This is a genomic window from Shewanella intestini (genome assembly GCF_018221465.1).
In the GTDB taxonomy this organism is placed as follows: Bacteria; Pseudomonadota; Gammaproteobacteria; order Enterobacterales; family Shewanellaceae; genus Shewanella; species Shewanella intestini.
On the sequence record NZ_JAAIKR010000005.1, the window covers coordinates 82,702 to 104,885 of the forward strand.

At 40.2% G+C, this 22,184-nt stretch carries 22 protein-coding genes; 11 read left to right on the forward strand and 11 right to left on the reverse strand.

Translation table 11 applies throughout. The features are described 5' to 3' along the window. Positions 1 to 27: 27 nt before the first annotated feature. From purB to G3R48_RS07490, 5 genes are all read right to left on the reverse strand, one after another. Entirely contained in the window at positions 28 to 1,398 is a 1,371-nt protein-coding gene (gene purB / locus G3R48_RS07470; RefSeq protein ID WP_153663702.1) for an adenylosuccinate lyase, read from the reverse strand. A 37-nt stretch (positions 1,399 to 1,435) separates the two neighbouring features. After that, positions 1,436 to 2,071, reverse strand: coding sequence for a high frequency lysogenization protein HflD (gene hflD / locus G3R48_RS07475; protein WP_153663700.1), 636 nt, complete (start codon positions 2,069 to 2,071; stop codon positions 1,436 to 1,438). Positions 2,072 to 2,073: 2 nt separating this feature from the next. Then, on the reverse strand, positions 2,074 to 3,189 hold the full coding sequence (mnmA, locus tag G3R48_RS07480) for a tRNA 2-thiouridine(34) synthase MnmA (RefSeq protein ID WP_153663698.1): 1,116 nt from the start codon (positions 3,187 to 3,189) through the stop codon (positions 2,074 to 2,076). Between the two features lie 165 nt (positions 3,190 to 3,354). Further along, positions 3,355 to 3,810: an NUDIX hydrolase gene (locus G3R48_RS07485; protein ID WP_153663696.1), complete on the reverse strand. Its 456-nt coding sequence runs from the start codon at positions 3,808 to 3,810 to the stop codon at positions 3,355 to 3,357. Positions 3,811 to 3,827: 17 nt separating this feature from the next. Beyond that, positions 3,828 to 4,511: a pseudouridine synthase gene (locus tag G3R48_RS07490; RefSeq protein WP_153663694.1), complete on the reverse strand. Its 684-nt coding sequence runs from the start codon at positions 4,509 to 4,511 to the stop codon at positions 3,828 to 3,830. 585 nt (positions 4,512 to 5,096) lie between these two features. Here G3R48_RS07490 and G3R48_RS07495 point away from each other — a divergent pair. Further along, the gene (locus G3R48_RS07495) at positions 5,097 to 7,322 is read left to right on the forward strand and encodes an NADP-dependent isocitrate dehydrogenase (RefSeq protein ID WP_153663692.1); all 2,226 of its coding nucleotides are present in this window, start codon (positions 5,097 to 5,099) and stop codon (positions 7,320 to 7,322) included. Between the two features lie 327 nt (positions 7,323 to 7,649). Here the strand turns inward: G3R48_RS07495 and cspD are convergent, their stop codons facing one another. Further along, positions 7,650 to 7,856: a cold shock domain-containing protein CspD gene (gene cspD, locus G3R48_RS07500; protein ID WP_153663690.1), complete on the reverse strand. Its 207-nt coding sequence runs from the start codon at positions 7,854 to 7,856 to the stop codon at positions 7,650 to 7,652. Positions 7,857 to 8,051: 195 nt separating this feature from the next. Here cspD and clpS point away from each other — a divergent pair, with 195 nt between their 5' ends. Both clpS and clpA read left to right on the forward strand, forming a co-directional pair. Beyond that, complete coding sequence (clpS, locus tag G3R48_RS07505; protein WP_153663688.1) at positions 8,052 to 8,360, forward strand: ATP-dependent Clp protease adapter ClpS; 309 nt, start codon at positions 8,052 to 8,054, stop codon at positions 8,358 to 8,360. A 47-nt stretch (positions 8,361 to 8,407) separates the two neighbouring features. Further along, entirely contained in the window at positions 8,408 to 10,666 is a 2,259-nt protein-coding gene (gene clpA, locus G3R48_RS07510; protein ID WP_153663686.1) for an ATP-dependent Clp protease ATP-binding subunit ClpA, read from the forward strand. Between the two features lie 107 nt (positions 10,667 to 10,773). Here the strand turns inward: clpA and infA are convergent, their stop codons facing one another. The 3 genes from infA to aat form a co-directional block, all read right to left on the reverse strand. After that, entirely contained in the window at positions 10,774 to 10,992 is a 219-nt protein-coding gene (gene infA / locus G3R48_RS07515; RefSeq protein ID WP_011496276.1) for a translation initiation factor IF-1, read from the reverse strand. A gap of 89 nt (positions 10,993 to 11,081) precedes the next feature. Next, entirely contained in the window at positions 11,082 to 11,834 is a 753-nt protein-coding gene (locus G3R48_RS07520; protein WP_153663928.1) for an arginyltransferase, read from the reverse strand. After that, complete coding sequence (aat, locus tag G3R48_RS07525) at positions 11,779 to 12,486, reverse strand: leucyl/phenylalanyl-tRNA--protein transferase (RefSeq protein WP_212593260.1); 708 nt, start codon at positions 12,484 to 12,486, stop codon at positions 11,779 to 11,781. The genes G3R48_RS07520 and aat overlap by 56 nt, the downstream gene beginning before the upstream one ends. Positions 12,487 to 12,531: 45 nt before the next feature. On the opposite strand from aat, the gene G3R48_RS07530 reads away from it, so the two are divergent. Continuing rightward, positions 12,532 to 13,026 carry an outer membrane lipoprotein gene (locus tag G3R48_RS07530; RefSeq protein ID WP_153663684.1) on the forward strand — a complete coding sequence of 165 codons (495 nt, stop codon included), beginning with the start codon at positions 12,532 to 12,534 and terminating at the stop codon, positions 13,024 to 13,026. 99 nt (positions 13,027 to 13,125) lie between these two features. Here the strand turns inward: G3R48_RS07530 and G3R48_RS07535 are convergent, their stop codons facing one another. Then, positions 13,126 to 13,482: a hypothetical protein gene (locus tag G3R48_RS07535; protein WP_153663682.1), complete on the reverse strand. Its 357-nt coding sequence runs from the start codon at positions 13,480 to 13,482 to the stop codon at positions 13,126 to 13,128. Positions 13,483 to 13,668: 186 nt separating this feature from the next. Between G3R48_RS07535 and G3R48_RS07540 the strand changes: the two genes are divergently transcribed. After that, positions 13,669 to 14,427 (forward strand): Nif3-like dinuclear metal center hexameric protein, encoded by a 759-nt coding sequence (locus tag G3R48_RS07540; RefSeq protein ID WP_153663680.1) that lies wholly within the window; start codon positions 13,669 to 13,671, stop codon positions 14,425 to 14,427. A 64-nt stretch (positions 14,428 to 14,491) separates the two neighbouring features. On the opposite strand, the gene metG is transcribed toward G3R48_RS07540, so the two are convergent. Further along, positions 14,492 to 16,525 (reverse strand): methionine--tRNA ligase, encoded by a 2,034-nt coding sequence (metG, locus tag G3R48_RS07545; protein WP_153663678.1) that lies wholly within the window; start codon positions 16,523 to 16,525, stop codon positions 14,492 to 14,494. 157 nt (positions 16,526 to 16,682) lie between these two features. Between metG and apbC the strand changes: the two genes are divergently transcribed. The 6 genes from apbC to holB all read left to right on the forward strand — a co-directional run bounded on the left by apbC (position 16,683) and on the right by holB (position 22,181). Further along, complete coding sequence (gene apbC, locus G3R48_RS07550) at positions 16,683 to 17,798, forward strand: iron-sulfur cluster carrier protein ApbC (RefSeq protein ID WP_153663676.1); 1,116 nt, start codon at positions 16,683 to 16,685, stop codon at positions 17,796 to 17,798. Positions 17,799 to 17,807: 9 nt separating this feature from the next. Continuing rightward, complete coding sequence (gene udk / locus G3R48_RS07555) at positions 17,808 to 18,446, forward strand: uridine kinase (protein WP_153663674.1); 639 nt, start codon at positions 17,808 to 17,810, stop codon at positions 18,444 to 18,446. Between the two features lie 89 nt (positions 18,447 to 18,535). Further along, a complete protein-coding gene (pabC, locus tag G3R48_RS07560; protein ID WP_153663672.1) occupies positions 18,536 to 19,360 on the forward strand; it encodes an aminodeoxychorismate lyase in 825 nt (274 codons plus the stop codon). A 198-nt stretch (positions 19,361 to 19,558) separates the two neighbouring features. Next, positions 19,559 to 20,569, forward strand: a complete 1,011-nt coding sequence (gene mltG, locus G3R48_RS07565) for an endolytic transglycosylase MltG (RefSeq protein WP_153663924.1) — start codon at positions 19,559 to 19,561, stop codon at positions 20,567 to 20,569. Then, the gene (gene tmk / locus G3R48_RS07570; RefSeq protein WP_153663670.1) at positions 20,566 to 21,198 is read left to right on the forward strand and encodes a dTMP kinase; all 633 of its coding nucleotides are present in this window, start codon (positions 20,566 to 20,568) and stop codon (positions 21,196 to 21,198) included. Before mltG ends, tmk begins: the two co-directional genes overlap by 4 nt. Before the next feature lie 23 nt (positions 21,199 to 21,221). Then, positions 21,222 to 22,181 (forward strand): DNA polymerase III subunit delta', encoded by a 960-nt coding sequence (holB, locus tag G3R48_RS07575; protein WP_153663668.1) that lies wholly within the window; start codon positions 21,222 to 21,224, stop codon positions 22,179 to 22,181. The last annotated feature ends 3 nt before the right edge of the window (positions 22,182 to 22,184 follow it).

The window sequence follows — 22,184 nt, forward strand, 5'->3', positions numbered from 1 at the left end:
CGCTGTTTACTTTGTTATTGAACGAACCTATATAAGGTCGTCAACAAATGCTTCAGCACGGCCAATATAATTTGCCGGTGTCATCAGTTTTAGCTCTGTTTTAACGTGCTCTGGCAGTGCTAGGCCATCAATAAATGTGGCTAGTTGCTCACCATTAATGCGTTTACCACGCGTGAGTTCTTTTAACTTCTCGTATGGCTTTTCAATACCGTAACGACGCATAACAGTTTGAACAGGTTCTGCTAATACTTCCCAGTTACCGTCTAACTCATTAAGTAATTGTGCTTGGTTAACTTCTAACTTACTGATGCCTTTTAATGTTGCTTGATAAGCAATTAAAGAGTGCGCCATACCTACGCCTAAGTTACGCAGTACAGTTGAGTCAGTTAAGTCACGTTGCCAGCGAGAGACTGGCAGTTTAGCCGCTAAGTGCTGCATTAAGGCGTTAGCAATGCCTAAGTTGCCTTCTGAGTTTTCAAAGTCAATTGGGTTAACTTTATGCGGCATGGTTGAAGAACCAATTTCACCGTCAACGGTACGTTGTTTGAAGTGGCCTAATGCAATGTAGCCCCAAATATCACGATCAAAATCAATTAAGATGGTATTGAAACGGGCGATAGCATCAAACAACTCAGCAATGTAATCATGTGGCTCAATTTGAGTTGTGTATGGGTTCCAGGTAATACCTAGGCTGGTTACAAAACGTTGAGACAGTTCATGCCAGTTCACTTCAGGGTATGCAGACAAGTGAGCGTTGTAATTGCCCACTGCACCATTGATTTTACCCATGATTTCTACAGCGTTAATTTGCTTTACTTGACGCTCAAGACGAACTGCCACGTTAGCCATTTCTTTACCTAGTGTTGAAGGTGAAGCTGGTTGACCATGGGTACGAGACATCATTGGTACAGATTTGTTGTCGCGGGCAAGTTGCTTAATGCCATCAACAATTTGTTGGCAATAAGGCACTAATACTTGCGTACGCGCTTCAGTCAGCATTAAAGCATGTGATAGGTTGTTGATATCTTCAGAAGTACATGCAAAGTGAACGAATTCATCAATGGCAACTAACTCAGCATTATCTGCAATTTGTTCTTTAATAAAGTACTCAACGGCTTTTACGTCGTGGTTAGTGGTGCTTTCAATGGCTTTAACTCTTAGTGCATCTTGTTCAGAAAAGTTATCTTTAATGCTGTCTAAAAGTGTTAATGCTTCCTCGCTAAATGGAGGGACTTCTTCAATCTCTGGGCAACTTGATAACAGCTTCAACCAGTTAATTTCAACTTGAACTCGGTATTTGGTTAAACCGAATTCGCTGAAAATCTCTCGTAAAGAGGCGGTTTTACTACCGTAACGACCGTCTACTGGAGAGATAGCTGTTAGTGCGGAAAGATCCATTGTAAGCTCCTTGATGAACTTTTGTAGTAGGGTGATATTAGTGATTATTTTGGATTTTTTTGGCCATTTCAAATATGGCTCTTCGAGCGAAAACTAAGTGACGACGTTTGCCGCCAAGTTGTCGCCATAATACGGCACTTCGCATTGCAGCAAGGAGCAACGCTCTAATTTTATGCTGCACATGGGTTTGTTTTAAAAATGCAGGATTACCTGAAATTTGTAATTTAGGGCCTAACGCGCTGATGATGTCACTGTAGATACTAGCGAAATTAGACAACACTTGTTCGTCAGTAATCTCAAAGTGATGCAATTGGCGGTGTACTTGATTAATTCGTTCACCTAGCATGCCTAAGCCGTCAGCAGAGCGCGTTAGTTTACGCTCAAGTGCTAAAATACCGACTAAATAGCGCGTGGTTTCAACATCTTTATTATTGCCATCGCCTAATTGATTTTGAATAAGTTGATAGCCTTTATTCAACATGGCTTGGTCGGGGTATATATCTGCGATCGAATCTGGGTCGGTCACGATGATGGTTTTTAAGCTGGCCGCTAATGCATCCGTGTCGCTTTCGCCATGGCGGGCAAGATATTGTACTTGCCCAATTGCATGCAAAATACCTGCAAATGCCATGGTTCGCTCAAATAAATTTGTGTCAGAGGCGTTCTTGCCCATGATTATCCTCTAATTAAACTGTCAATGATCCCGCCACCTAAACAGACTTCGCCATCATAAAATACGGCAGATTGACCGGGTGTTACAGCTGCAACAGGTTGCTCAAAAGTAACCTTGATCGTGTCATCATTTTGGTATTGTATTTGGCAAATTACATCTTGCTGACGATAACGGGTTTTTACGGTGATATTGCTGTTGTCAGCAGGTCCTTGCTTATCAACCCAGTGTAATTGGTTAACAATCATGCCATGTGACATTAAGCGAGGGTGGTTACCGCCTTGTGCAACAATAAGAATATTATTAATCAGATCTTTTTCAACCACGTACCATGGATCTTCATTGGCATTTTTAAGTCCGCCAATACCAAGTCCTTTACGTTGGCCTAACGTGTGGTACATCAAACCTTGGTGAGTACCGATAACGTCACCTTCACTGGTTTGAATATCACCCGGTTGCGCTGGTAAATAGGTACCTAAGAAATCGGTGAATTTACGCTCACCAATAAAACAAATACCAGTGCTGTCCTTTTTATCATGAGTGATTAAACCCATTTCTTTGGCAATTTCACGCACTTGGTATTTTTCTAGCTCACCTACAGGGAATAAGCTTTTTGCGACCTGTTGATGGTTTAGCGTATATAAAAAATAACTTTGATCTTTATTGCTATCAACACCACGAAGCATTTGCGTGCTGCCATCAGCGTTGTTACGACGGCGAACATAATGTCCCATGGCGATATAATCAGCATCCAGAATTTCATCTGCAAATTCTAAAAATGCTTTAAATTTGATTTCTTTATTGCACATGATGTCAGGGTTAGGCGTTCTGCCTGCTTTATATTCAGCAAGGAAATGTTCGAAAACATTATCCCAATATTCAGCGGCGAAATTAACCGTGTGCAATTTAATACCTAGCTTGTCGCAAACTGCTTGCGCATCTTTTAAATCTTCTGCGGCTAGGCAGTATTCATCGGTATCGTCTTCTTCCCAGTTTTTCATAAAAAGGCCTTCTACCTGATAGCCTTGCTGCATGAGCAAGTATGCTGATACAGATGAATCTACACCGCCGGACATACCGACAATGACCTTTTTATCTTGATTGGTAGTAGTTGAAGTCATATTTCCAGAACCGTTGAATTACAAAAAGTAAGTGCATCAAATAGCGGTTGTTGAATTAAGGTCAATGCTGCTATTTCTGCGGCGCGTATTCTACCACGCATTATGACTGTCGGCTATGATTGAGAAAGTGGATTGAGTTTTTGCAAATTATGGTTAACAACTTGTTTAAAAACAGCGGCTATCTAGGGTAGATAAAGGCAATAAAGCTCTCGCTGAATTAAAGTAATCATTGATTGAATTCAACACTAATGGGCTTCTTAATTGGCCATTAAGCGCCTTAATTTGGTCTAAATTAAGCCAGTGAAGATGCTTTATCACCGGGTCAATGGGAGTCGATTTTACCATTGATGTTAATTCTGCAACAAATGTGAACCTAATAAATGCCGTATTGTCAGTTGCTGTAAACTGATAAATTTTGAGTAAACCACTTAGTTCAACGGTTAAACCCGTCTCTTCTTTTACTTCGCGTAAACAGGCTTGCACCAATGTTTCATTGGCTTCTAAATGACCCGCAGGCTGATTAAAGCGAGGTTTATTATTGATTAACTCTTCAACTAATAAAAAATGGCCATCGCAGTGGATAACACATGCCACTGTGGTATTGGGTTTATAGCGCTGCAATGACAATCCTCTTTGAGTTATTTACGCGGTAAATTAATTAATTGATATTGGCCATTATCGATATCGTCTAATTGCCATTGGCCAATTTTATACCTAATTAAACGCAATGTAGGATAACCAACATGAGCGGTCATTCTTCTTACCTGACGGTTACGACCTTCACATATTTGAATTTCAAGCCAGGTGGTTGGAATTGACTTACGCTCTCGTACTGCTGGCACCCTTGGCCAAATAGTGGGTGTAGGTATTATTTTTACTTTAGCTGGCAGTGTAGGACCATCTTTTAATTCAACACCATTAATTAATGCATTGATTGCTGCGGTGTCTGGTTCACCTTCCACCTGCACCCAATAGCCTTTGAAAGTTTTCTTATTGGGTTGAGTAATTTGAGCCTGAAGTTTACCGTCATTGGTGAGTAACAATAAACCTTCGCTGTCGCGGTCTAATCGACCAGCAGCATAAACCTCTGGGACATCAATAAAGTCTTTTAATGTTTGTCTGCCTGCCTCATCGGTAAATTGACATAAAACATCAAAAGGCTTATTAAAAAGTACAATTTTGGGGTCTCGGACTGGGGTCTTAGGCTTGGATTTTTTATACGTAACTCTTGAACTGTCACTGCGTTGAAAAGCATTTTTACCATTAGCTGGAGGACGTTTTGTTGGGTGTTTAGAAAATGAACGCTTAACTTTAGCTGACATATTAATAGAGAAAAGAGTGACTGAAGTGACATAGTAGCAGAATTAAATGGATAATTAAAAATCAGCAAGCTGTGACAACACCACAGCTTGATAAGTCATCCACAAATTGATATTTCACTATGATCTACTTCTGCCGAATTTAGTATTTAAACAAACTCATTCCCCCCCTCCAGTTACAAGTAAGTACAAATTTGGTTAAAATTACTTACCAATTTTAAGTCCAGTAAAAACAAATAATTACGATCTGTATTGATGTTATTATCGCCAAACTTGTAAAAAATGTGGGTTGTAAACTCGCTTAATGTAATGTTTTGGGTATATTATGTTGCCAATAAAATGTGATCTGTACCTAATTTTTACCCATCCTCTAGTGACTTATTTGTTGCGTCATTTTAGGGCTGGAAATGATAAAGCACTCAGGAATAGGGATGTCACATCGTCGCTTAGCCCATGGCATAAAAACGTACCTGGCTTAAGCATCATGTTTTTGATTCTATTGTTGAGGTGTTCTTACATTGCTCGAAGAAGCGATGAGTAAACATAATTATTCTAAAAAATTATTATATAAATAATGTAGGAATCAACATGAAAGATAACGCTCCAACGATCATCTATACCGAAACTGACGAAGCACCCGCATTGGCAACTTTGTCTTTACTCCCTATCATTCGTAAATTTACTCAAGCAGCTGATGTAAAAGTTGAAACGCGTGATATTTCTTTATCAGGCCGCGTGATCGCAAACTTTCCAGAACAGTTGACTGAAACTCAAAAGATAACCGATGCATTGACTGAACTTGGTCAACTCGCAAAAACACCGCAAGCCAATATTATTAAACTGCCAAACATTAGTGCGTCGATTCCACAATTAAAAGCCTGTATTGCTGAATTGCAATCTAGCGGTTATCAAGTACCTAATTATCCTGATGAGCCTAAAAATGACGTTGAGAAAGAAGTTAAATCGCGTTATGACAAAATTAAAGGCAGTGCGGTAAACCCAGTTCTGCGTGAAGGTAACTCTGATCGCCGCGCGCCATTATCGGTTAAAAATTATGCCAAGAAAAACCCACATTCAATGGGCAAATGGGCTGCGGATTCAAAATCTCACGTTGCACACATGTCCGAAGGTGACTTTTATGGCAGTGAACAGTCCGTTACCTTATCTGCGCCAGATGTCGTCAATGTCATTTTGACGCAACAAAATGGTCAACAAACGATACTAAAGAGCGACTTAGCATTGCACTCTGGTGAAGTGATTGACACCGCAGTGATGAGCAACAAAGCATTAATAGAATTTTATAGCCGTGAAATTGCCGCTGCTAAATCAGAAGATGTTTTATTGTCGTTGCACTTAAAAGCCACCATGATGAAAGTGTCTGATCCAATATTGTTTGGTCATGCTGTAAAAGTGTTCTTTAAAGATGTGTTTACTAAGCATCAGGCGCTGTTTGATGAATTAGGCGTTGATGTCAACAATGGCTTTGGTGACGTGTATGCAAAAATTAATACATTGGCTGATGCACAGCGTGAAGAAATAGAAGCTGATATTGCAGCCGTTTATGCTAGTCGTCCTGCATTAGCAATGGTTGATTCAGACAAAGGCATCACTAATTTACATGTTCCTAGTGATATTATTATTGATGCTTCAATGCCTGCTGCTATTCGTTCTTCCGGTAAAATGTGGGGCCCAGATGGGCAACTTAAAGACACCAAAGCGATGATCCCAGATCGCTGTTATGCTGGTGTTTACCAAGAGACTATCGCATTTTGTAAAACCCACGGTGCATTTGACCCAACCACAATGGGCAGTGTTCCTAATGTCGGCTTAATGGCACAAAAAGCTGAAGAATATGGCTCGCATGATAAAACATTTGAAATCCCTGCAGCTGGCACTGTGACAGTTGTCAATCAAGCGGGCCAAGTGTTGATGAGTCATGACGTTGAAGCTAATGATATTTACCGCATGTGTCAGGTTAAAGACGCGCCAATTAAGGATTGGGTAAAACTTGCAGTTAAGCGTTCACGTTTAAGCAATACTCCAGCAGTATTTTGGTTAGACAGCAAGCGTGCTCATGATGCCCAATTAATTAAAAAAGTTGAACAATATTTACCTGAACATGACACCAATGGATTAGATATTCGCGTATTGTCACCTGTTGACGCTACCCGTTTTACGCTTGAGCGTATTATTAAAGGCGAAGATACTATTTCTGTAACAGGTAATGTTTTACGTGATTACTTAACAGATTTATTCCCTATTTTAGAGTTAGGCACCAGTGCCAAAATGCTTTCTATTGTTCCGTTAATGAATGGTGGCGGCTTATTTGAAACCGGTGCTGGTGGTAGTGCACCAAAGCATGTTCAACAAGTTGAGAAAGAAAACCACCTGCGTTGGGATTCATTAGGTGAATTTCTTGCACTAGCGGCATCTTTAGAACACTTAAGTCAAACTGCAGGCGTTGCAAAAGCACAAGTGCTAGCTGATACGCTTGATACTGCAATTGGACAGTTCCTTGATTGCAATAAGTCACCATCTCGACGTGTCGGCGAAATCGATAACCGAGGTAGTCATTTCTACTTAGCACTCTATTGGGCGCAAGCATTAGCACTGCAACAAGCAGACAATGACTTAGCCAAAGAGTTTGGCATGCTTGCAGAGTCTTTAGCATCAAACGAACAGGCCATTTTGGCGCAATTAAATGACGCGCAAGGGCCAAGTGTCGATTTAGGTGGATACTATCGTCTTGATGCGACAAAAGCGGTCAATGCAATGCGCCCAAGTGCATTATTAAATACACTGTTAGACGCTTGAGTTAGACGCTTGAGTTAGACGCTTGAGTTAGACGCTTGAGTTAGACGCTTGAGTTAGACGCTTGAGTTAGACGCTTGAGTTAGACGCTTGAGTTAGACGCTTGAGTTAGACGCTGAAATGCCCAACTTAGGTTGGGCTGTTTAACAACAGTTCTAGGGCTCATCATTGACGCAATAATTTCAGTAGGGATGTCTTTTTTCATTACTGCTGTTGATTGAATATGTGAATGTTTAACTAGTTTGTGTGAAAAATGAGCATAAAAAAAGACAGGGATTACACTCCCTGTCTTTTTGTTTTATAGTTTCATCAACAATCGTATTAAATATACTAAATTGTTGGTGAAATGGCTGAAGCGTGCATCCCTTTGGGGCCTTGCTCCACTTCAAAAGAAACTGGTTGACCCGCTTTTAACGTGCGGTAACCTTCCATCTCGATTGTTGAATAATGTGCAAAAACATCTTCGCCACCTTGATCTGGGCAAATAAACCCGAATCCTTTGGCGTTGTTGAACCACTTAACAGTTCCGCTTGCCATACTTCCACTTCCTTCTGTTGTCTACTTACCAGTAAGATAGTAAAACTTATAATCTAGCGGTCTCATTTCGCCGCCTGTCAAACAGAATGAAATTTGTACGAAAAGAAGTCAAGTGTAAATTAACAATTTATCAACATTTAATTAATTTAATATTATCAAGTGGTATGTCACTAAACGAGAGGCTAGTATTAACTCATGGCAAAAATAGGTAGTGTAGAACACACGAAAGAAACGGTTGGCACGGATCTTCAACCTCCTAGTATGTATAAAGTTGTTTTAAATAATGACGATTACACACCAATGGATTTTGTCGTGGAAGTACTTCAACGATTTTTTAATAAAAATGAACAACAAGCCACAGACATTATGTTAGCAATTCATCATAAAGGTAAGGGATTGTGTGGTGTATACCCATTTGGAATAGCTGAAACAAAAGTGATACAAGTCAATGAGTGTGCTAAACAAAACCAACATCCATTATTGTGCTCGTTAGAAAAAGCGTAACAATTAAACAAACTCTATGCCATCGTGATTAATTATTGGGGGTGCTTATGCTGAATAAAGATCTTGAGGTGACCTTAAACCTTGCTTTTCAGCAAGCAAGAGATTCACGTCATGAATACATGACCGTTGAACATTTATTATTAGCATTGATAGACAATCCAGCCGCATATGAAGCGCTTATTGCTTGTGGGGCAGACATTAATAAACTGCGCGATGAAGTTGCAACGTTTATTGAACAAACAACACCATTAATTGCCGAGCCTGTTGAAGACAAAGAAACACAACCCACGCTGGGTTTTCAACGTGTTTTACAACGCGCAGTGTTTCACGTGCAATCGTCTGGTAGAAATGAAGTCAATGGCGCCAATGTGTTAGTTGCCATTTTTAGTGAACAAGAATCTCAAGCGGTATACCTACTGCGTCGCTGTGACATCACTCGTTTAGATGTGGTGAATTATATTTCCCATGGTTTTGCCAAAGATGAGCAAGTGAATGACGGCAGCGATGGTGAAATAAATGAAGACTCGGCCGAAACGGCTGAAACTCGCACCATGTTAGAGCAGTTTGCTGCTGATCTGAATAAAATGGCCACTGAGGGTAACATTGATCCATTAATTGGTCGTGATGAAGAAGTTGAGCGGGCTATTCAAACCTTATGTCGACGCCGTAAAAACAATCCGCTACTTGTCGGTGAGGCGGGGGTAGGCAAAACAGCTATTGCAGAAGGGTTAGCGTATCGAATCGTTAATAACCAAGTTCCAGATGTGATGACAAAAGCGCAAGTTTTCTCACTAGATATGGGCGCGTTATTAGCCGGCACTAAATATCGTGGCGATTTTGAAAAACGCTTTAAAAGTTTATTAAAAGAACTGTCAGCAAATGAACATGCCATTCTTTTTATTGATGAAATCCACACTATTATCGGTGCTGGTGCAGCATCTGGCGGTGTCATGGATGCCTCTAATTTACTGAAGCCGTTATTATCCAGTGGACAACTTCGTTGTATGGGATCGACCACCTTTCAAGAATATCAAAGTATCTTTGAAAAAGACCGTGCATTAGCAAGGCGCTTTCAAAAAATTGATATTAATGAGCCCAGTGTGGCTGAAACAACCAAGATTCTCATGGGCTTAAAATCAAAATACGAAGAGCATCATGGTGTACGTTATACCCAAGCAGCAATCAGCTGTGCTGCAAGTTTGTCTGACAAACACATTAACGATCGCCATTTACCAGATAAAGCCATTGACGTCATTGATGAAGCTGGCGCACGCATGGTAATGATGCCGCAAAGCAAACGCAAAAAGACCATTGGTCAAAATGAAATTGAACAAATCATTGCTAAGCTAGCGCGTATACCAGAAAAGTCGGTGTCATCTACCGACAAAGATTTACTTAAAAACCTTGAACGTAATCTTAAAATGGTGGTGTTTGGGCAAGATAAAGCCATTGAGAGCCTAAGCTCGGCAATACGTTTGTCTCGCAGTGGATTAGGCACTGACAAAAAGCCTGTTGGTAGCTTCTTGTTTGCAGGGCCAACGGGTGTGGGTAAAACAGAGGTGACTAATCAACTGGCGGCATGTTTAAACCTTAAACTTATCCGTTTTGACATGTCTGAGTATATGGAGCGCCACACTGTTTCTCGTTTAATCGGCGCGCCTCCAGGATACGTAGGCTACGACCAAGGTGGACTATTAACTGATGCGGTAATTAAGAACCCACATTGTGTGATATTACTGGATGAAATAGAAAAAGCTCACCCTGATGTTTATAACTTACTTCTTCAAGTAATGGATCACGGTACTTTGACCGACAATAATGGTCGTAAAGCTGATTTTCGTCATGTTACCTTAGTGATGACCACTAATGCAGGGGTACAAGAGACGGTTCGTAAGTCTATTGGCTTTAGGCAGCAAGATCATACTCAAGATGCCATGGCTGAAATTAATAAGGTTTTCTCACCAGAGTTTCGTAATCGCTTAGATTCTATTGTGTGGTTTAATCATTTAGACATGACGGTTATTGCAAAAGTGGTTGATAAGTTCTTAGTTGAACTACAAGCGCAGCTAGATGATAAACGCGTCACTTTAGATGTTAGTGATGAGGCAAGAACATTATTAGCTGAGAAAGGCTATGACAAAGCCATGGGCGCGCGTCCGATGAGCCGTATTGTCACTGAACTGATCAAGCGACCTTTAGCTGACGAAATTCTGTTTGGTAAACTTGAGTCAGGTGGGGTAGCAGTGATTGATGTTGTAAATAACGAAATCAATATCGATTGCCAGCAATCCGAGAAAGTGTCTTAATTAGGTTTCAAATGAAATAAAAAGCCACTCACTGAGTGGCTTTATTTTTTGGACGCGCATTAACAAAAAAACCGACATGACGTCGGTTTTTATAATAAGGCTATCGATTAACGAGCACGGAAGACAATGCGTCCTTTAGATAAATCGTAAGGAGTCAACTGAACAGTGACTTTGTCACCCGTTAGAATACGGATGTAGTTTTTGCGCATCTTGCCAGAGATGTGGGCTATCACCACATGTCCATTTTCAAGCTCAACGCGGAACATTGTATTTGGCAAGGTCTCAAGGATAGTGCCCTGCATTTCAATGTTGTCTTCTTTAGCCATTAATTAGTTATCCCATTAGCCTTTAAATATAAAAATCGGGCGTATCATGCCGTAAATTCTACAGTCTGTAAAGACTAGAATGCAGAAAGTCAGCTAAGTTGTTGATGAATTTGCCAACCTGATGCAGTTAATAACTGATATGGACGATATTGTCTTTTATAACGCATCTTTATATTGTCATCTATTTGGTAACCTAAATAGACAAATTGCTTGCCCATCTCCTTAGCAAGTTCACACTGCAGTAAGATCATCAGTGATCCTAATGAGTTTTTTTCATAATCAGGGTCAAAATAACTGTATATTGCCGACAAGCTATTTGGCAGCATATCCGTTACCGCGACACCAATGAGTTTTTCACCGTCAAACAGTTCAATAAAAGTGGGTTCTAGCCAGTCACAATCAAGAAACTCATTATATTGCTGACTTGTTGGCGGAAACATCGGGCCGTCGTTATGGCGCTGGTTAATATAACGGCAATATAAAGGGAAGTGATGTTCGCTTGCTTGATGACTTACTTGCCAGTGAATATGTTGATTTGCTTTTAGGGTTCTTTTTTGGCGTTTAGAAGGGATGAAATCTAATGCTGGCACCCTTATTGATACACATTGTTGGCATGCACCGCAATGTGGTTTATATATTGCGTTACCGTTACGGCGAAAGCCCATGGCCAACAGTTGCTCAAACAAATGATCATTTAACTGGTTTTCTTGTATCACTAAAAGCCGTTCTTGATTACCTGGAATATAACTACACTCAAAGGTTTTAGTCACGGCAACATTTAAGGTGTTAGAGCTCAAGGGGTATTTCTCCTTGTTGCCACATAGATTGTGGCATAACAGCATTTCTATTTTGTTGTAAATGATGAATAAATTCATTTCTAGTGATTGCTTTTGCACCAAGACTCACTAAATGTGAATTCATAAGCTGGGCATCAATCAAGGTGAATTGATGATTGTAAAGCCAGTGATTTAATGCGGTAAATGCCCCTTTTGAAGCGTTAGTTTGAGTGTGAAACATCGATTCACCACAAAATACATTACCAACAGCAATGCCATAAAGTCCGCCAATCAGCTCGCCCAAGTGCCACACTTCCACACTATGGGCTTTACCTAAATGATGCAAATTAATATAGGCCTGCTCAATTTCATTGGTTATCCAAGTTCCATCTTGCGTTTTCCTTGGACTAGCGCAGCCTTTAATCACTTGTTCAAAAGCACTATTGACGGTGTAGGTCCAATCTTGCTTCTTTAAAAATTTAGCCAAGCTACGACTTGCAGGTGTTAACGTTGGGGTAAACACCGCTCTTGGATCTGGGCTCCACCATAGAATAGGGTCGTCGTCATTAAACCAAGGAAAGATACCGCAATAATAAGCCTGTAGTAGCTGTTTTGGTGCTAGGCATCCTCCTACAGCAAGTAGCCCATTAGGTTCAGTAAGGGCGTGTTGTGGGTCAGGAAAGTCATCAAATGGATTTAAATAAGACAGAGAGTTCACAAGTGCGTATATTTAGAAGTAACCATGATGATAATTTAGCGGAAAATGCTTATGTTTCATATAAAGAAAAAACAAATCACGGCGATATTAAGCACTATTTTAATTGTAATGAGTGTAATGACACCCGCTCAAGCTAAGTATGATCGTAATACCGCACAACAAGTTGAAAAGGTTACTTTTGGCACAGTAGAGTCAGTTAAACATGTGACTGAGCAACAATTAATAGAAGATCAGAACCAAGGTTGGCGCACTTTTGGTGGTGCATTAATTGGTGGGCTTATTGGTAATCAATTTGGTGGTGGTCATGGGCGCAATGTCGCGACAGTGCTTGGCGCAATTGCAGGAGGGGCAATGGCAAGACAGTATCATCAATCGCCACAGTATATTGAGTATAAAATTATTGAATTGATGATAAAAAATGATGATGGCACCCAAGTCATGGTGATTCAAGATGAAGATCCATCAATGGCCTTTAATGCTGGAGATGATGTCCGGGTTGTCTATTTAAAAGGTTATGTACGAGTTGACCTTGCGATGTAAATTAGCTGCAATATTGGAATTTTCATGGCAAAACAAAAAAGGAGCATAATGCTCCTTTTTTGTTGTAACAATAAGCTGACTTATGTTGTGGTGTTAAAATTAAAAACCACGAGGCAAAGTGTTATTGCCTTTTTTAGCCAGTTTAGCACGCCATAACTCTTTAGGGGTTAGACCCGCGTTTTGTGGGGTCAGTGCCGTGGTTACTTTTTTAACAGGTGCTTTAGCAGCCGCCTTTTTAGCTGGTTTTGCAGCTTGCGCTTTAGGCGAAGCAGATGCTGAAGCACCATTGGCTCCAAATTCAGCTAACATCGTTTCAAGTTCACTGAAACGAACAGATTTTCCACCATCAATTTTATACCAACTACCAGATTGCTCGATTGATACCGCTTGTCCTGATTGCTTCTCTAGCGCAGCAGACAACGCGCTGATGACTTCTTCTTTGCTTAGTGCAGTCATATTATATATAACCTATTAGTTTTATCGTTAATTTAAGGTTGCGGCTAATTCTAATGGGGAATGGACTAAAAAGTCCAATTTGATGCTAAAAAGTGATGTTTTTAGGCTTAAAATGCACCATTGTCTAATGCAAGCCCGACTATGCTCACGTACAATATTAAAAAAATCATCTACAAAGATCCATTTATGACAATTTCTTCTAAAGCACTGGCCTTGTACCTCAATGACTTTTTACAAGTAGGGCAATATAAAGACTATGCACCCAACGGATTGCAGGTTGAAGGTAAAGCTGAAATTAACCGTATAGTGACAGGTGTGACCGCTTGCCAAGGGTTGATTGAAAAAGCAATTGTACTGAAAGCCGACGCTATTTTGGTGCATCATGGTTTTTTTTGGAAAAATGAACCAGAAGTGATTACAGGCATGAAATACAAGCGTATAAGTCGTTTAATTAAACATGATATAAACCTGTTTGGTTATCACTTACCGTTAGATGGCCATGAAACCCTGGGTAACAACGTCCAACTTGCAAAGCAGCTCGGCATTGAAGATGTTGAAATTTGCGTCAATGTGTCACAAAATTTGTTATGGCAAGGTAAGCTTAATTCGCCCTTATCAGGAGAGCAATTAACCAACTTGTTAACCGAAAAGCTTGCCCATAAGCCATTACATATTGAGGGTGGTGAAGATAAAATCTCAACACTTGCTTGGTGTACAGGTGGTGCACAAGATTATATTGATATTGCTGCGCAACTTGGCGTAGATGCCTTTATCAGTGGGGAAGTATCCGAGCGCACATTCCATAATGCAACGGAGCAAGGGATTCATTATTTTGCTGCTGGGCATCATGCAACCGAGCGTTTTGGAATTCAGGCCCTGGGTGAGCACCTCGCACAAAAATTTGGTATTGAGCACCAATTTGTAGATATTTATAATCCAGTTTAAGTATATTGCATCGATAGCAATAAAAAAGGCAGCTTTGGCTGCCTTTTTTAATTAACATATCAAATTACATGACACGCATACCGGGTTTAGCGCCAGCATGTGGCTCTAATATCCAGATATCTTTGCCACCTGGGCCTGCTGCTAATACCATGCCTTCAGATTCACCAAACTTCATTTTACGCGGCGCAAGGTTGGCAACCATAACGGTGTGCTTTCCGATAAGATCTTCAGGAGCATAAGCTGATTTAATACCAGCAAACACTTGGCGAGTTTCACTGCCTAAATCTAGCTCTAAACGAAGCAGTTTGTTGGCTTTTTCAATGTGTTCCGCTTTAGCAATTAACGCAATGCGTAAATCAATTTTAGCAAAATCATCAAAGTTAATTTGTTCAGCGATAGGCTCTTTTTCAAGTTCAGACTTTTCAACGACAGGCTTTACTTGAGCAGGTTGTAAGTTCTCTGTTGAGTCAGAAATAATGGCTTCAATGCTTTTCATTTCAATGCGCTGCATTAACGCTTTAAATTTAGCGATTTCATGTCCACCTAGTGCTTGGGATAAGTTGTCCCAAGTTAGTTCTAACTGCAAGAAAGTTTCAACGCTTTGCGCTAATTGCGGTAGAACAGGTTTCAAGTAAGTCACTAGAATACGGAACAAATTAAGTGCGTTACTGCATACTTGATGCGCTTGTGCTTGTTTTGCTTCATCTTTAACTAGTTGCCATGGGGCTTGCTCTGCAACATAGGCATTGGCTAAATCAGCTAACGCCATAATTTCACGCATTGCCTTACCAAATTCGCGTGTTTCATATAATTGCGCAATGGTATCTTGTTTAGCTAAAAATGCTTCGGTGAGCGTTTTGTCTTCAATGGTGGCCAATTTTCCATCAAAACGCTTACTAATAAAACCTGCAGTACGTGAAGCAAGGTTGACTAACTTACCGACTAAATCTGAGTTAACACGCTGGGCGAAATCTTCTAGGTTTAAATCTAAGTCATCAACGCGGTTATTTAATTTTGCCGCGTAGTAATAACGTAGGTATTCAGGGTTGAGATTATCCAAATAGGTACGCGCTTTAATAAACGTGCCTTTCGATTTAGACATTTTAGCGCCGTTTACCGTGACGTAACCGTGGGCAAAAATACCGGTTGGTTTGCGAATTCCTGCGCCATCTAATACCGCAGGCCAAAACAAGCCATGAAAGTTAACAATATCTTTACCAATGAAGTGATATAGCTCAGCTTTTGAATTAAGGCTCCAAAAATCATCAAAATTAATGTCATCGCGGCGATCACATAAGTTTTTAAACGAACCCATATAGCCAATAGGTGCATCTAACCAAACGTAGAAGAACTTGCCTGGTTGATCGGGTATCTCAAAACCGAAATACGGCGCATCGCGTGAGATGTCCCATTGTTGCAAGCCTTGCTCAAACCACTCTTTTAATTTATTGGCAATTTCAGGTTGCATTGAACCAGATGACAGCCATTCACCTAGCATGGTTTCAAATGCAGGCAAGTCAAAGAAGAAATGCTCACTGTCTTTCATAACAGGTGTGGCGCCTGATACTGCTGAGTATGGATTAAGTAAATCAGTGGTACTGTAAGTTGCGCCACAATTATCACAGTTATCGCCGTATTGGTCTTCGCTCTTACATTTAGGGCAAGTACCTTTGACAAAGCGGTCTGGTAAAAACATTTCTTTTTCAGGGTCAAAAAGCTGTGAAATGGTTTTGGTTTTTATATATCCAGAGTCACGCAGTTTTAAATAGATGTCACTGGCTAACTCGCGGTTTTCAGGGCAATGGGTGCTATGAAAATTGTCAAATTGAATATGAAAATCAGCAAAATCTTGTTGATGCTCTTGTTGAACTTGGGCAATCATTTCTTCTGGGGTAATACCTAATTGCTGCGCTTTAAGCATAATAGGTGTGCCGTGTGCATCATCTGCACATATATAATGGCATTCATGGCCACGTAACTTTTGGTAACGAGACCAAATATCAGTCTGAATATATTCAAGCATGTGTCCTAGGTGAATAGGACCATTTGCATAAGGGAGGGCGCTGGTAACCAAAATTTTACGTTTTGAATTCGTCATTTTGTCTCTACATCGATTCACTTCAAAAATATTGCCAAGATACTAACCGATTAGCGCCACTTTTTCATTATTTGAAGCGACAAAATCGACAATAAACAGCTAAACCTAATTGAAGTTCTGATACAATTAGACAAAATTAATCTGAGGAGTCACACTTTTGTCTAATGCGCAAACAGATTATCAGTTATCTGATGAATTATTACCCCAAGTACTTTCCATTCTCGATAATTACCAAGATCCTTATTTATTAAAAGGATTAGTCACCGCAGGTTGTGTAAGCAAGTTAGCAATTGAAGGCAAGCGTTTACAGCTTGGATTAGTTTATCCTTATCCATGTATGACCCAATATCGTGATACTGTCATGGCAGTGACTAATAAATTGGCCGTTTTGGATGCAATTGATGAAGTTGAGTGTGAAATTGATTTTCAGCCTCACACTTATTCAGCAATTACCTCTGTTCCCCCAATCCCAAATGTTAAGCAAGTCATTGCCGTTGCGTCAGGTAAAGGTGGCGTTGGTAAATCAACAACTGCAGTGAATTTAGCACTTGCTTTAAAAGCTGAAGGGGCTGAAGTGGGGGTTTTAGATGCTGATATCTATGGTCCATCTATTCCATTAATGCTTGGTATTGAAAATTTCAGACCACAATCGCCTGACGGCAAAATGATGACTGCAGCGAGTGCACATGGTATTGCAGCGCAATCAATTGGTTTTATGTTAGCCGATGATGAAGCTGCTGTATGGCGTGGGCCAATGGCAGCAGGTGCATTAGCCCAGTTGTTAAATGAAACCCAGTGGCCAGAACTGGATTACTTAGTCATAGATATGCCACCTGGAACTGGGGATATCCAATTGACGTTATCGCAAAAATTCCCGGTTAGTGGTGCCGTTATTGTGACGACTCCGCAGGATATTGCTTTAGCGGATGCCAAAAAAGGCATTAGCATGTTCAATAAAGTCAGTATTCCTGTCATGGGAATTATTGAAAACATGAGTTTTCATTTGTGTCCTGAGTGTGGCCATAAAGAACATCCTTTTGGGACTCATGGTGGCAGTAAAATAGCTGAAAAATACAACGTGCCATTATTAGGTGCGTTACCGTTAAATATTGCTATTCGCGAATCAATGGATGTGGGCGCACCATGTGTGGTAAGCGAACCTGACAGTGAAGTCGCTGATATTTATCGTTCTATAGCACGCAAATTAGGTGCAGAACTTGCGCTACAACAAGTTCAATCAAGTGTTTCAATCAGTATTTCAGACGACGAATAAAGGTTAGGTATGAATTCACAGCAATGTGTCATTATTGGGATTGCTGGCGCGTCTGCGTCTGGCAAAAGTTTAATTGCGAACACAATTTTACATGAATTATGTCGTGATTTAGGAACCAATCAAATTGGTGTCATCAATGAAGATGCATATTATCGCGATCAAAGTCATTTGAGCATGGAAGAGCGTGTCAAAACCAATTATGACCACCCAAAGGCGCTCGACCATGAGTTATTAGCGACGCACTTAGCGGCGCTAAAAAGCGGTAACGCGGTGGATATTCCAACCTACAGTTATACCGAACACACACGGATGCCAAAAACGCAGCAAATGAGCGTCAAACGCGTCATTATTCTTGAGGGTATCTTGCTGTTAACCGATCCTAAACTACGTAAGCTAATGGATGCGAGTGTGTTTATGGATACACCATTAGATATTTGCTTTTTAAGACGATTACAACGTGATGTGCAAGAACGTGGACGCACAATGGCGTCAGTAATCAGTCAATATAAAGCCACAGTTAGGCCAATGTTTTTGCAATTTATTGAGCCGTCTAAACAATATGCAGATATTATTGTGCCTCGTGGGGGAAAAAATCGGATCGCGATTGATATTTTAAAAGCACGTATGCAGCATTTGCTGGCAAAATAACTGTAATTGTATGGTTAATCGCAATGAAAAGAGTCGTTATGCAATTAACGACTCTTTTATTATCTACTTTAAATTGAGATAAATGATTGATGGATAATGTTTGGGTTACGCCAAAACTGGATACTGCGATCAGTCCTTTTGATCGTGGGTTAACCTATGGTGACGGCCTGTTTGCCACTATGCGAAGCCATAATGGCGTGATTTTATTTTTAGATACTCATTTTTCTCGATTACAACAAGGTGCGAGAAGACTGGGATTTTACTGGCATCCAGATAGGCAATTTTTAACTAAATTAACTGAAGTGGCAAAGTTAAATCCAAATCATTGTATTAAGTTACTGATTACAAAAGGAGTGGGGGGACGCGGTTATGCCTCCCCTAACATGAGTAAACCTACCAGTGTATTAAGTGTATCAACAATCCCCAGTCATTATGCTCAATGGCAGCGACAAGGCATTTCTTTATCTGTGTCACCGGTTCAATTAGCGACTCAACCATTACTCGCAGGTATAAAGCATTTAAACCGTCTCGAACAAGTGTTGATAAAGTCGCAACCATTAGCCGAAAATGCAGATGATTGGCTTGTTCTTGATATACACAATCGAGTGATCGGTGCTTCAATGGCGAATATTTTTGCCGTTTTTGGCAACAATATTTGTACGCCGTCGATGTCTTATGCCGGGATTAGCGGGGTGACGCGAGGAAAAATTATTGAACAGCTACTCGACATGGGGTTTAACGTAGATGTTTGCAATATAACACTACTTGATATAGCCAATGCAGACGCCGTATTTATGTCCAATAGTTTATTACATGTAGTGGATGTATTAAATATTGATCAATTGCCGTTTACGCCTTGGTCTAAAAGCGAAGCGTTAAGATGTGAATTACTAAAAAGCGATAAAAATCAGTAAGTCATTTAAATTATTTCAATAGTTAAGGTTATAATTGTTTAAATCTATTGAAGTTAATTGCTCTATCGGCTTCAGTCTTACAAAGACAACAAAGACAACAAAGACAACAAAGACAACAAAGACAACAAAGACAACAAAGACAACAAAGACAACAAAGACAACAAAGACAACAAAGACAACAAAGACAACAAACCCTATATGACTAAATTATTTTTAAAAATTTTCACAGCACTAATTTCTATCATCACCATTACGCTTATTGTCGGTTATTGGTTTATGCAGCAACTACTTATTTACCCACAGCAGCATGTAAATTTAACGAGTTCAACAACAATAACAGTGGCACGCGGTAATACTGCGATAGGTATTGTGCATAAGCTTGAAAAACAGGGCTTAATTTCAGATGCTTGGAAATTTAAATATTTAGTTAAAATCGAGCCTCAATGGGCACAAATTAAAACAGGTCTTTATGACGTATTTCCGTCAGACACACTGGCAGATGTTTTACAACGGATTAATCGTGGAGAAGAGAAGTCTTTTGCGTTGACATTAATTGAAGGTAAAACCATAAAAGAGTGGCTGCACACGCTATCAACAACACCACAGCTTAGTTTTAGTGACGATGTGTTTAATCAAATATTGATTGAAAACGGCGATGACTCGGGTTTACCAGAAGGTAAATTCTTGCCAGAAACCTATCATTATCACGCGGGTGATACTGCAAAAGCGGTGTTGTCACGTAGTTATAAGATGATGCAACAAGACTTGCAACAAGCATGGCAAAACCGTGATGCGGATTTACGCTTAAAATCACCCTATGAACTGCTTATTATTGCATCTATTATTGAAAAAGAAACCAGCCAAGCGACTGAGCGCAATTGGGTCGCCGCGGTGTTTAATAATCGCCTTAAAAAAGGTATGCGTTTACAAACTGACCCAACGGTTATATATGGTATGGGTGAGCGCTATAAAGGCAATATCACCCGTAAAGATTTACGCGAAAAGACTGCGTTTAATACATATAGAATTAATGGTTTACCGCCGACGCCAATCGCGGCGCCGAGTAAAGCGTCACTGTTTGCGGCTGCAAACCCCGCTAAAGTAGATTATTTATATTTTGTATCTCGAAATGACGGCACGCATGTATTTTCAACTAATTTACGTGATCATAATAACGCGGTTAACAAGTATCAGAGAAACCAAAAATGAGCGTTGGAAAATTTATTGTTATTGAAGGGTTGGAAGGTGCGGGAAAGTCGTCTGCAATTGCCTTAGTCAAAAAAATTATAACTGAGCATACCGAGGCTGAGCCAGTATGTACCCGCGAGCCTGGCGGCACGCCACTGGCTGAAAAAATACGTGACTTAGTCAAAGTCGCTGACGATAGCGATCCATTGTGTGATGAAGCCGAGTGTTTACTTTTTTATGCAGCGCGTACTCAGTTAGTGGCGAATGTCATTAAGCCTGCTTTGGCTAAAGGGCAATGGGTATTGGGCGATCGCCATAACTTATCTTCATTAGCTTATCAAGGTGGTGGACGGGGGTTAATGACGCTAGTTAAATCGATTAGCGATATTAGCCTAAATGGGTTTAAACCTGACTTAACATTGTACTTGGATATTGACCCTCGCATCGGACTGACACGTGCCGCTGCAAGAGGTGAACTTGATCGAATAGAAACACAAAAAATCGCATTTTTTGATAGAGCAAGAGAAACGTTTTTATCGTTTGCAGATAATGATGAATCCATTATCATGATTGATGCCTCTGCGCCAATAGAACAAGTTAATCAAGCAATTACTGAGCAACTGGCTAAGCACTTAAGCCGTTTAAAATAATTATCTTTAAGTAGGACGACTTGATGCAAAATGCGTATCAGCTCGAACAATTGCCATGGCTTACTGGTGTTTATCACCGTTTTAACGAACAAGTTGTCGCCAAGTCATACAGCCATGCTTCGTTGCTAAATATTAGCCGTGCAATGGGTGGAGAACTGTTGGCAAACACAATGGCTAAAGATGTATTGTGTGACAATATTTCTCAACATGGAGCCTGTGGTCAATGTAAAAATTGCTTATTGATTTCTGCTGGAAATCATCCTGATTTACATACTATTGTGCCAGACGGTCATCAAATTAAAGTTGATCAAATTAGGCAACTTTGTCAGCAATTAACCCAAACAGCCCAGCAAGGTGGCAGAAGGGTTGCGTTAATTTTTAGCGCGGAAAAACTCAATTTAGCAGCAGCAAATGCGCTGTTAAAAACCTTGGAAGAACCTGGTAAAGACACGTTATTAGTTTTGCAGGTGAATCATGGCGGAAGATTATTACCCACCATTACTAGTCGCTGTCAAAACATGGCGTTTACCGCGCCTAGTCGGCAAGCTATTCAGCAATGGTTAATTAGTCAATCTATTGCTTTACCGGTTAACTCACAACAAAAAGCGGTAGATGTAACTTGGTGCTTGAGTGTCGTAGGTGGACCGTTAGAGTTAGCGAAAAGCTTGCAAAATGGTCATTATCAGCGGCTATTAAATTATCGCCAAGATTGGATCAAGAGCGTAAATGAAGGTTTTTTAAGTGGCAGTTTACTGAGTCTTTCAGAAGACCAAATAATTGATGCTCTTAATGTTTTTTATTTGTTCTTACGACAATATATGTTAAAAGATAAAAAGACATCTCCGTTTATTCAAGCTAACATTGTAAAGCTGGCGGGCGAAGTCATGCATATGTGCCAAAAGCTTTCAAATATGCCCAGCGTCAATACAGCCGCGTTATGCCAGCAATATGTATTATCCTTTAGACAACTTGCTTTGTCTTAACTG

Excerpts from the sequence above, each read along its gene's own strand:
- purB (WP_153663702.1), bottom strand. The coding sequence starts at position 1,398 with ATGGATCTTTCCGCACTAACAGCTATCTCTCCAGTAGACGGTCGTTAC.
- hflD (WP_153663700.1), bottom strand. The coding sequence starts at position 2,071 with ATGGGCAAGAACGCCTCTGACACAAATTTATTTGAGCGAACCATGGCA.
- mnmA (WP_153663698.1), bottom strand. The coding sequence starts at position 3,189 with ATGACTTCAACTACTACCAATCAAGATAAAAAGGTCATTGTCGGTATG.
- G3R48_RS07490 (WP_153663694.1), bottom strand. The coding sequence starts at position 4,511 with ATGTCAGCTAAAGTTAAGCGTTCATTTTCTAAACACCCAACAAAACGT.
- G3R48_RS07495 (WP_153663692.1), top strand. The coding sequence starts at position 5,097 with ATGAAAGATAACGCTCCAACGATCATCTATACCGAAACTGACGAAGCA.
- cspD (WP_153663690.1), bottom strand. The coding sequence starts at position 7,856 with ATGGCAAGCGGAACTGTTAAGTGGTTCAACAACGCCAAAGGATTCGGG.
- clpS (WP_153663688.1), top strand. The coding sequence starts at position 8,052 with ATGGCAAAAATAGGTAGTGTAGAACACACGAAAGAAACGGTTGGCACG.
- clpA (WP_153663686.1), top strand. The coding sequence starts at position 8,408 with ATGCTGAATAAAGATCTTGAGGTGACCTTAAACCTTGCTTTTCAGCAA.
- infA (WP_011496276.1), bottom strand. The coding sequence starts at position 10,992 with ATGGCTAAAGAAGACAACATTGAAATGCAGGGCACTATCCTTGAGACC.
- G3R48_RS07520 (WP_153663928.1), bottom strand. The coding sequence starts at position 11,834 with ATGCTGTTATGCCACAATCTATGTGGCAACAAGGAGAAATACCCCTTG.
- G3R48_RS07530 (WP_153663684.1), top strand. The coding sequence starts at position 12,532 with ATGCTTATGTTTCATATAAAGAAAAAACAAATCACGGCGATATTAAGC.
- G3R48_RS07535 (WP_153663682.1), bottom strand. The coding sequence starts at position 13,482 with ATGACTGCACTAAGCAAAGAAGAAGTCATCAGCGCGTTGTCTGCTGCG.
- G3R48_RS07540 (WP_153663680.1), top strand. The coding sequence starts at position 13,669 with ATGACAATTTCTTCTAAAGCACTGGCCTTGTACCTCAATGACTTTTTA.
- metG (WP_153663678.1), bottom strand. The coding sequence starts at position 16,525 with ATGACGAATTCAAAACGTAAAATTTTGGTTACCAGCGCCCTCCCTTAT.
- udk (WP_153663674.1), top strand. The coding sequence starts at position 17,808 with ATGAATTCACAGCAATGTGTCATTATTGGGATTGCTGGCGCGTCTGCG.
- pabC (WP_153663672.1), top strand. The coding sequence starts at position 18,536 with ATGGATAATGTTTGGGTTACGCCAAAACTGGATACTGCGATCAGTCCT.
- mltG (WP_153663924.1), top strand. The coding sequence starts at position 19,559 with ATGACTAAATTATTTTTAAAAATTTTCACAGCACTAATTTCTATCATC.
- tmk (WP_153663670.1), top strand. The coding sequence starts at position 20,566 with ATGAGCGTTGGAAAATTTATTGTTATTGAAGGGTTGGAAGGTGCGGGA.
- holB (WP_153663668.1), top strand. The coding sequence starts at position 21,222 with ATGCAAAATGCGTATCAGCTCGAACAATTGCCATGGCTTACTGGTGTT.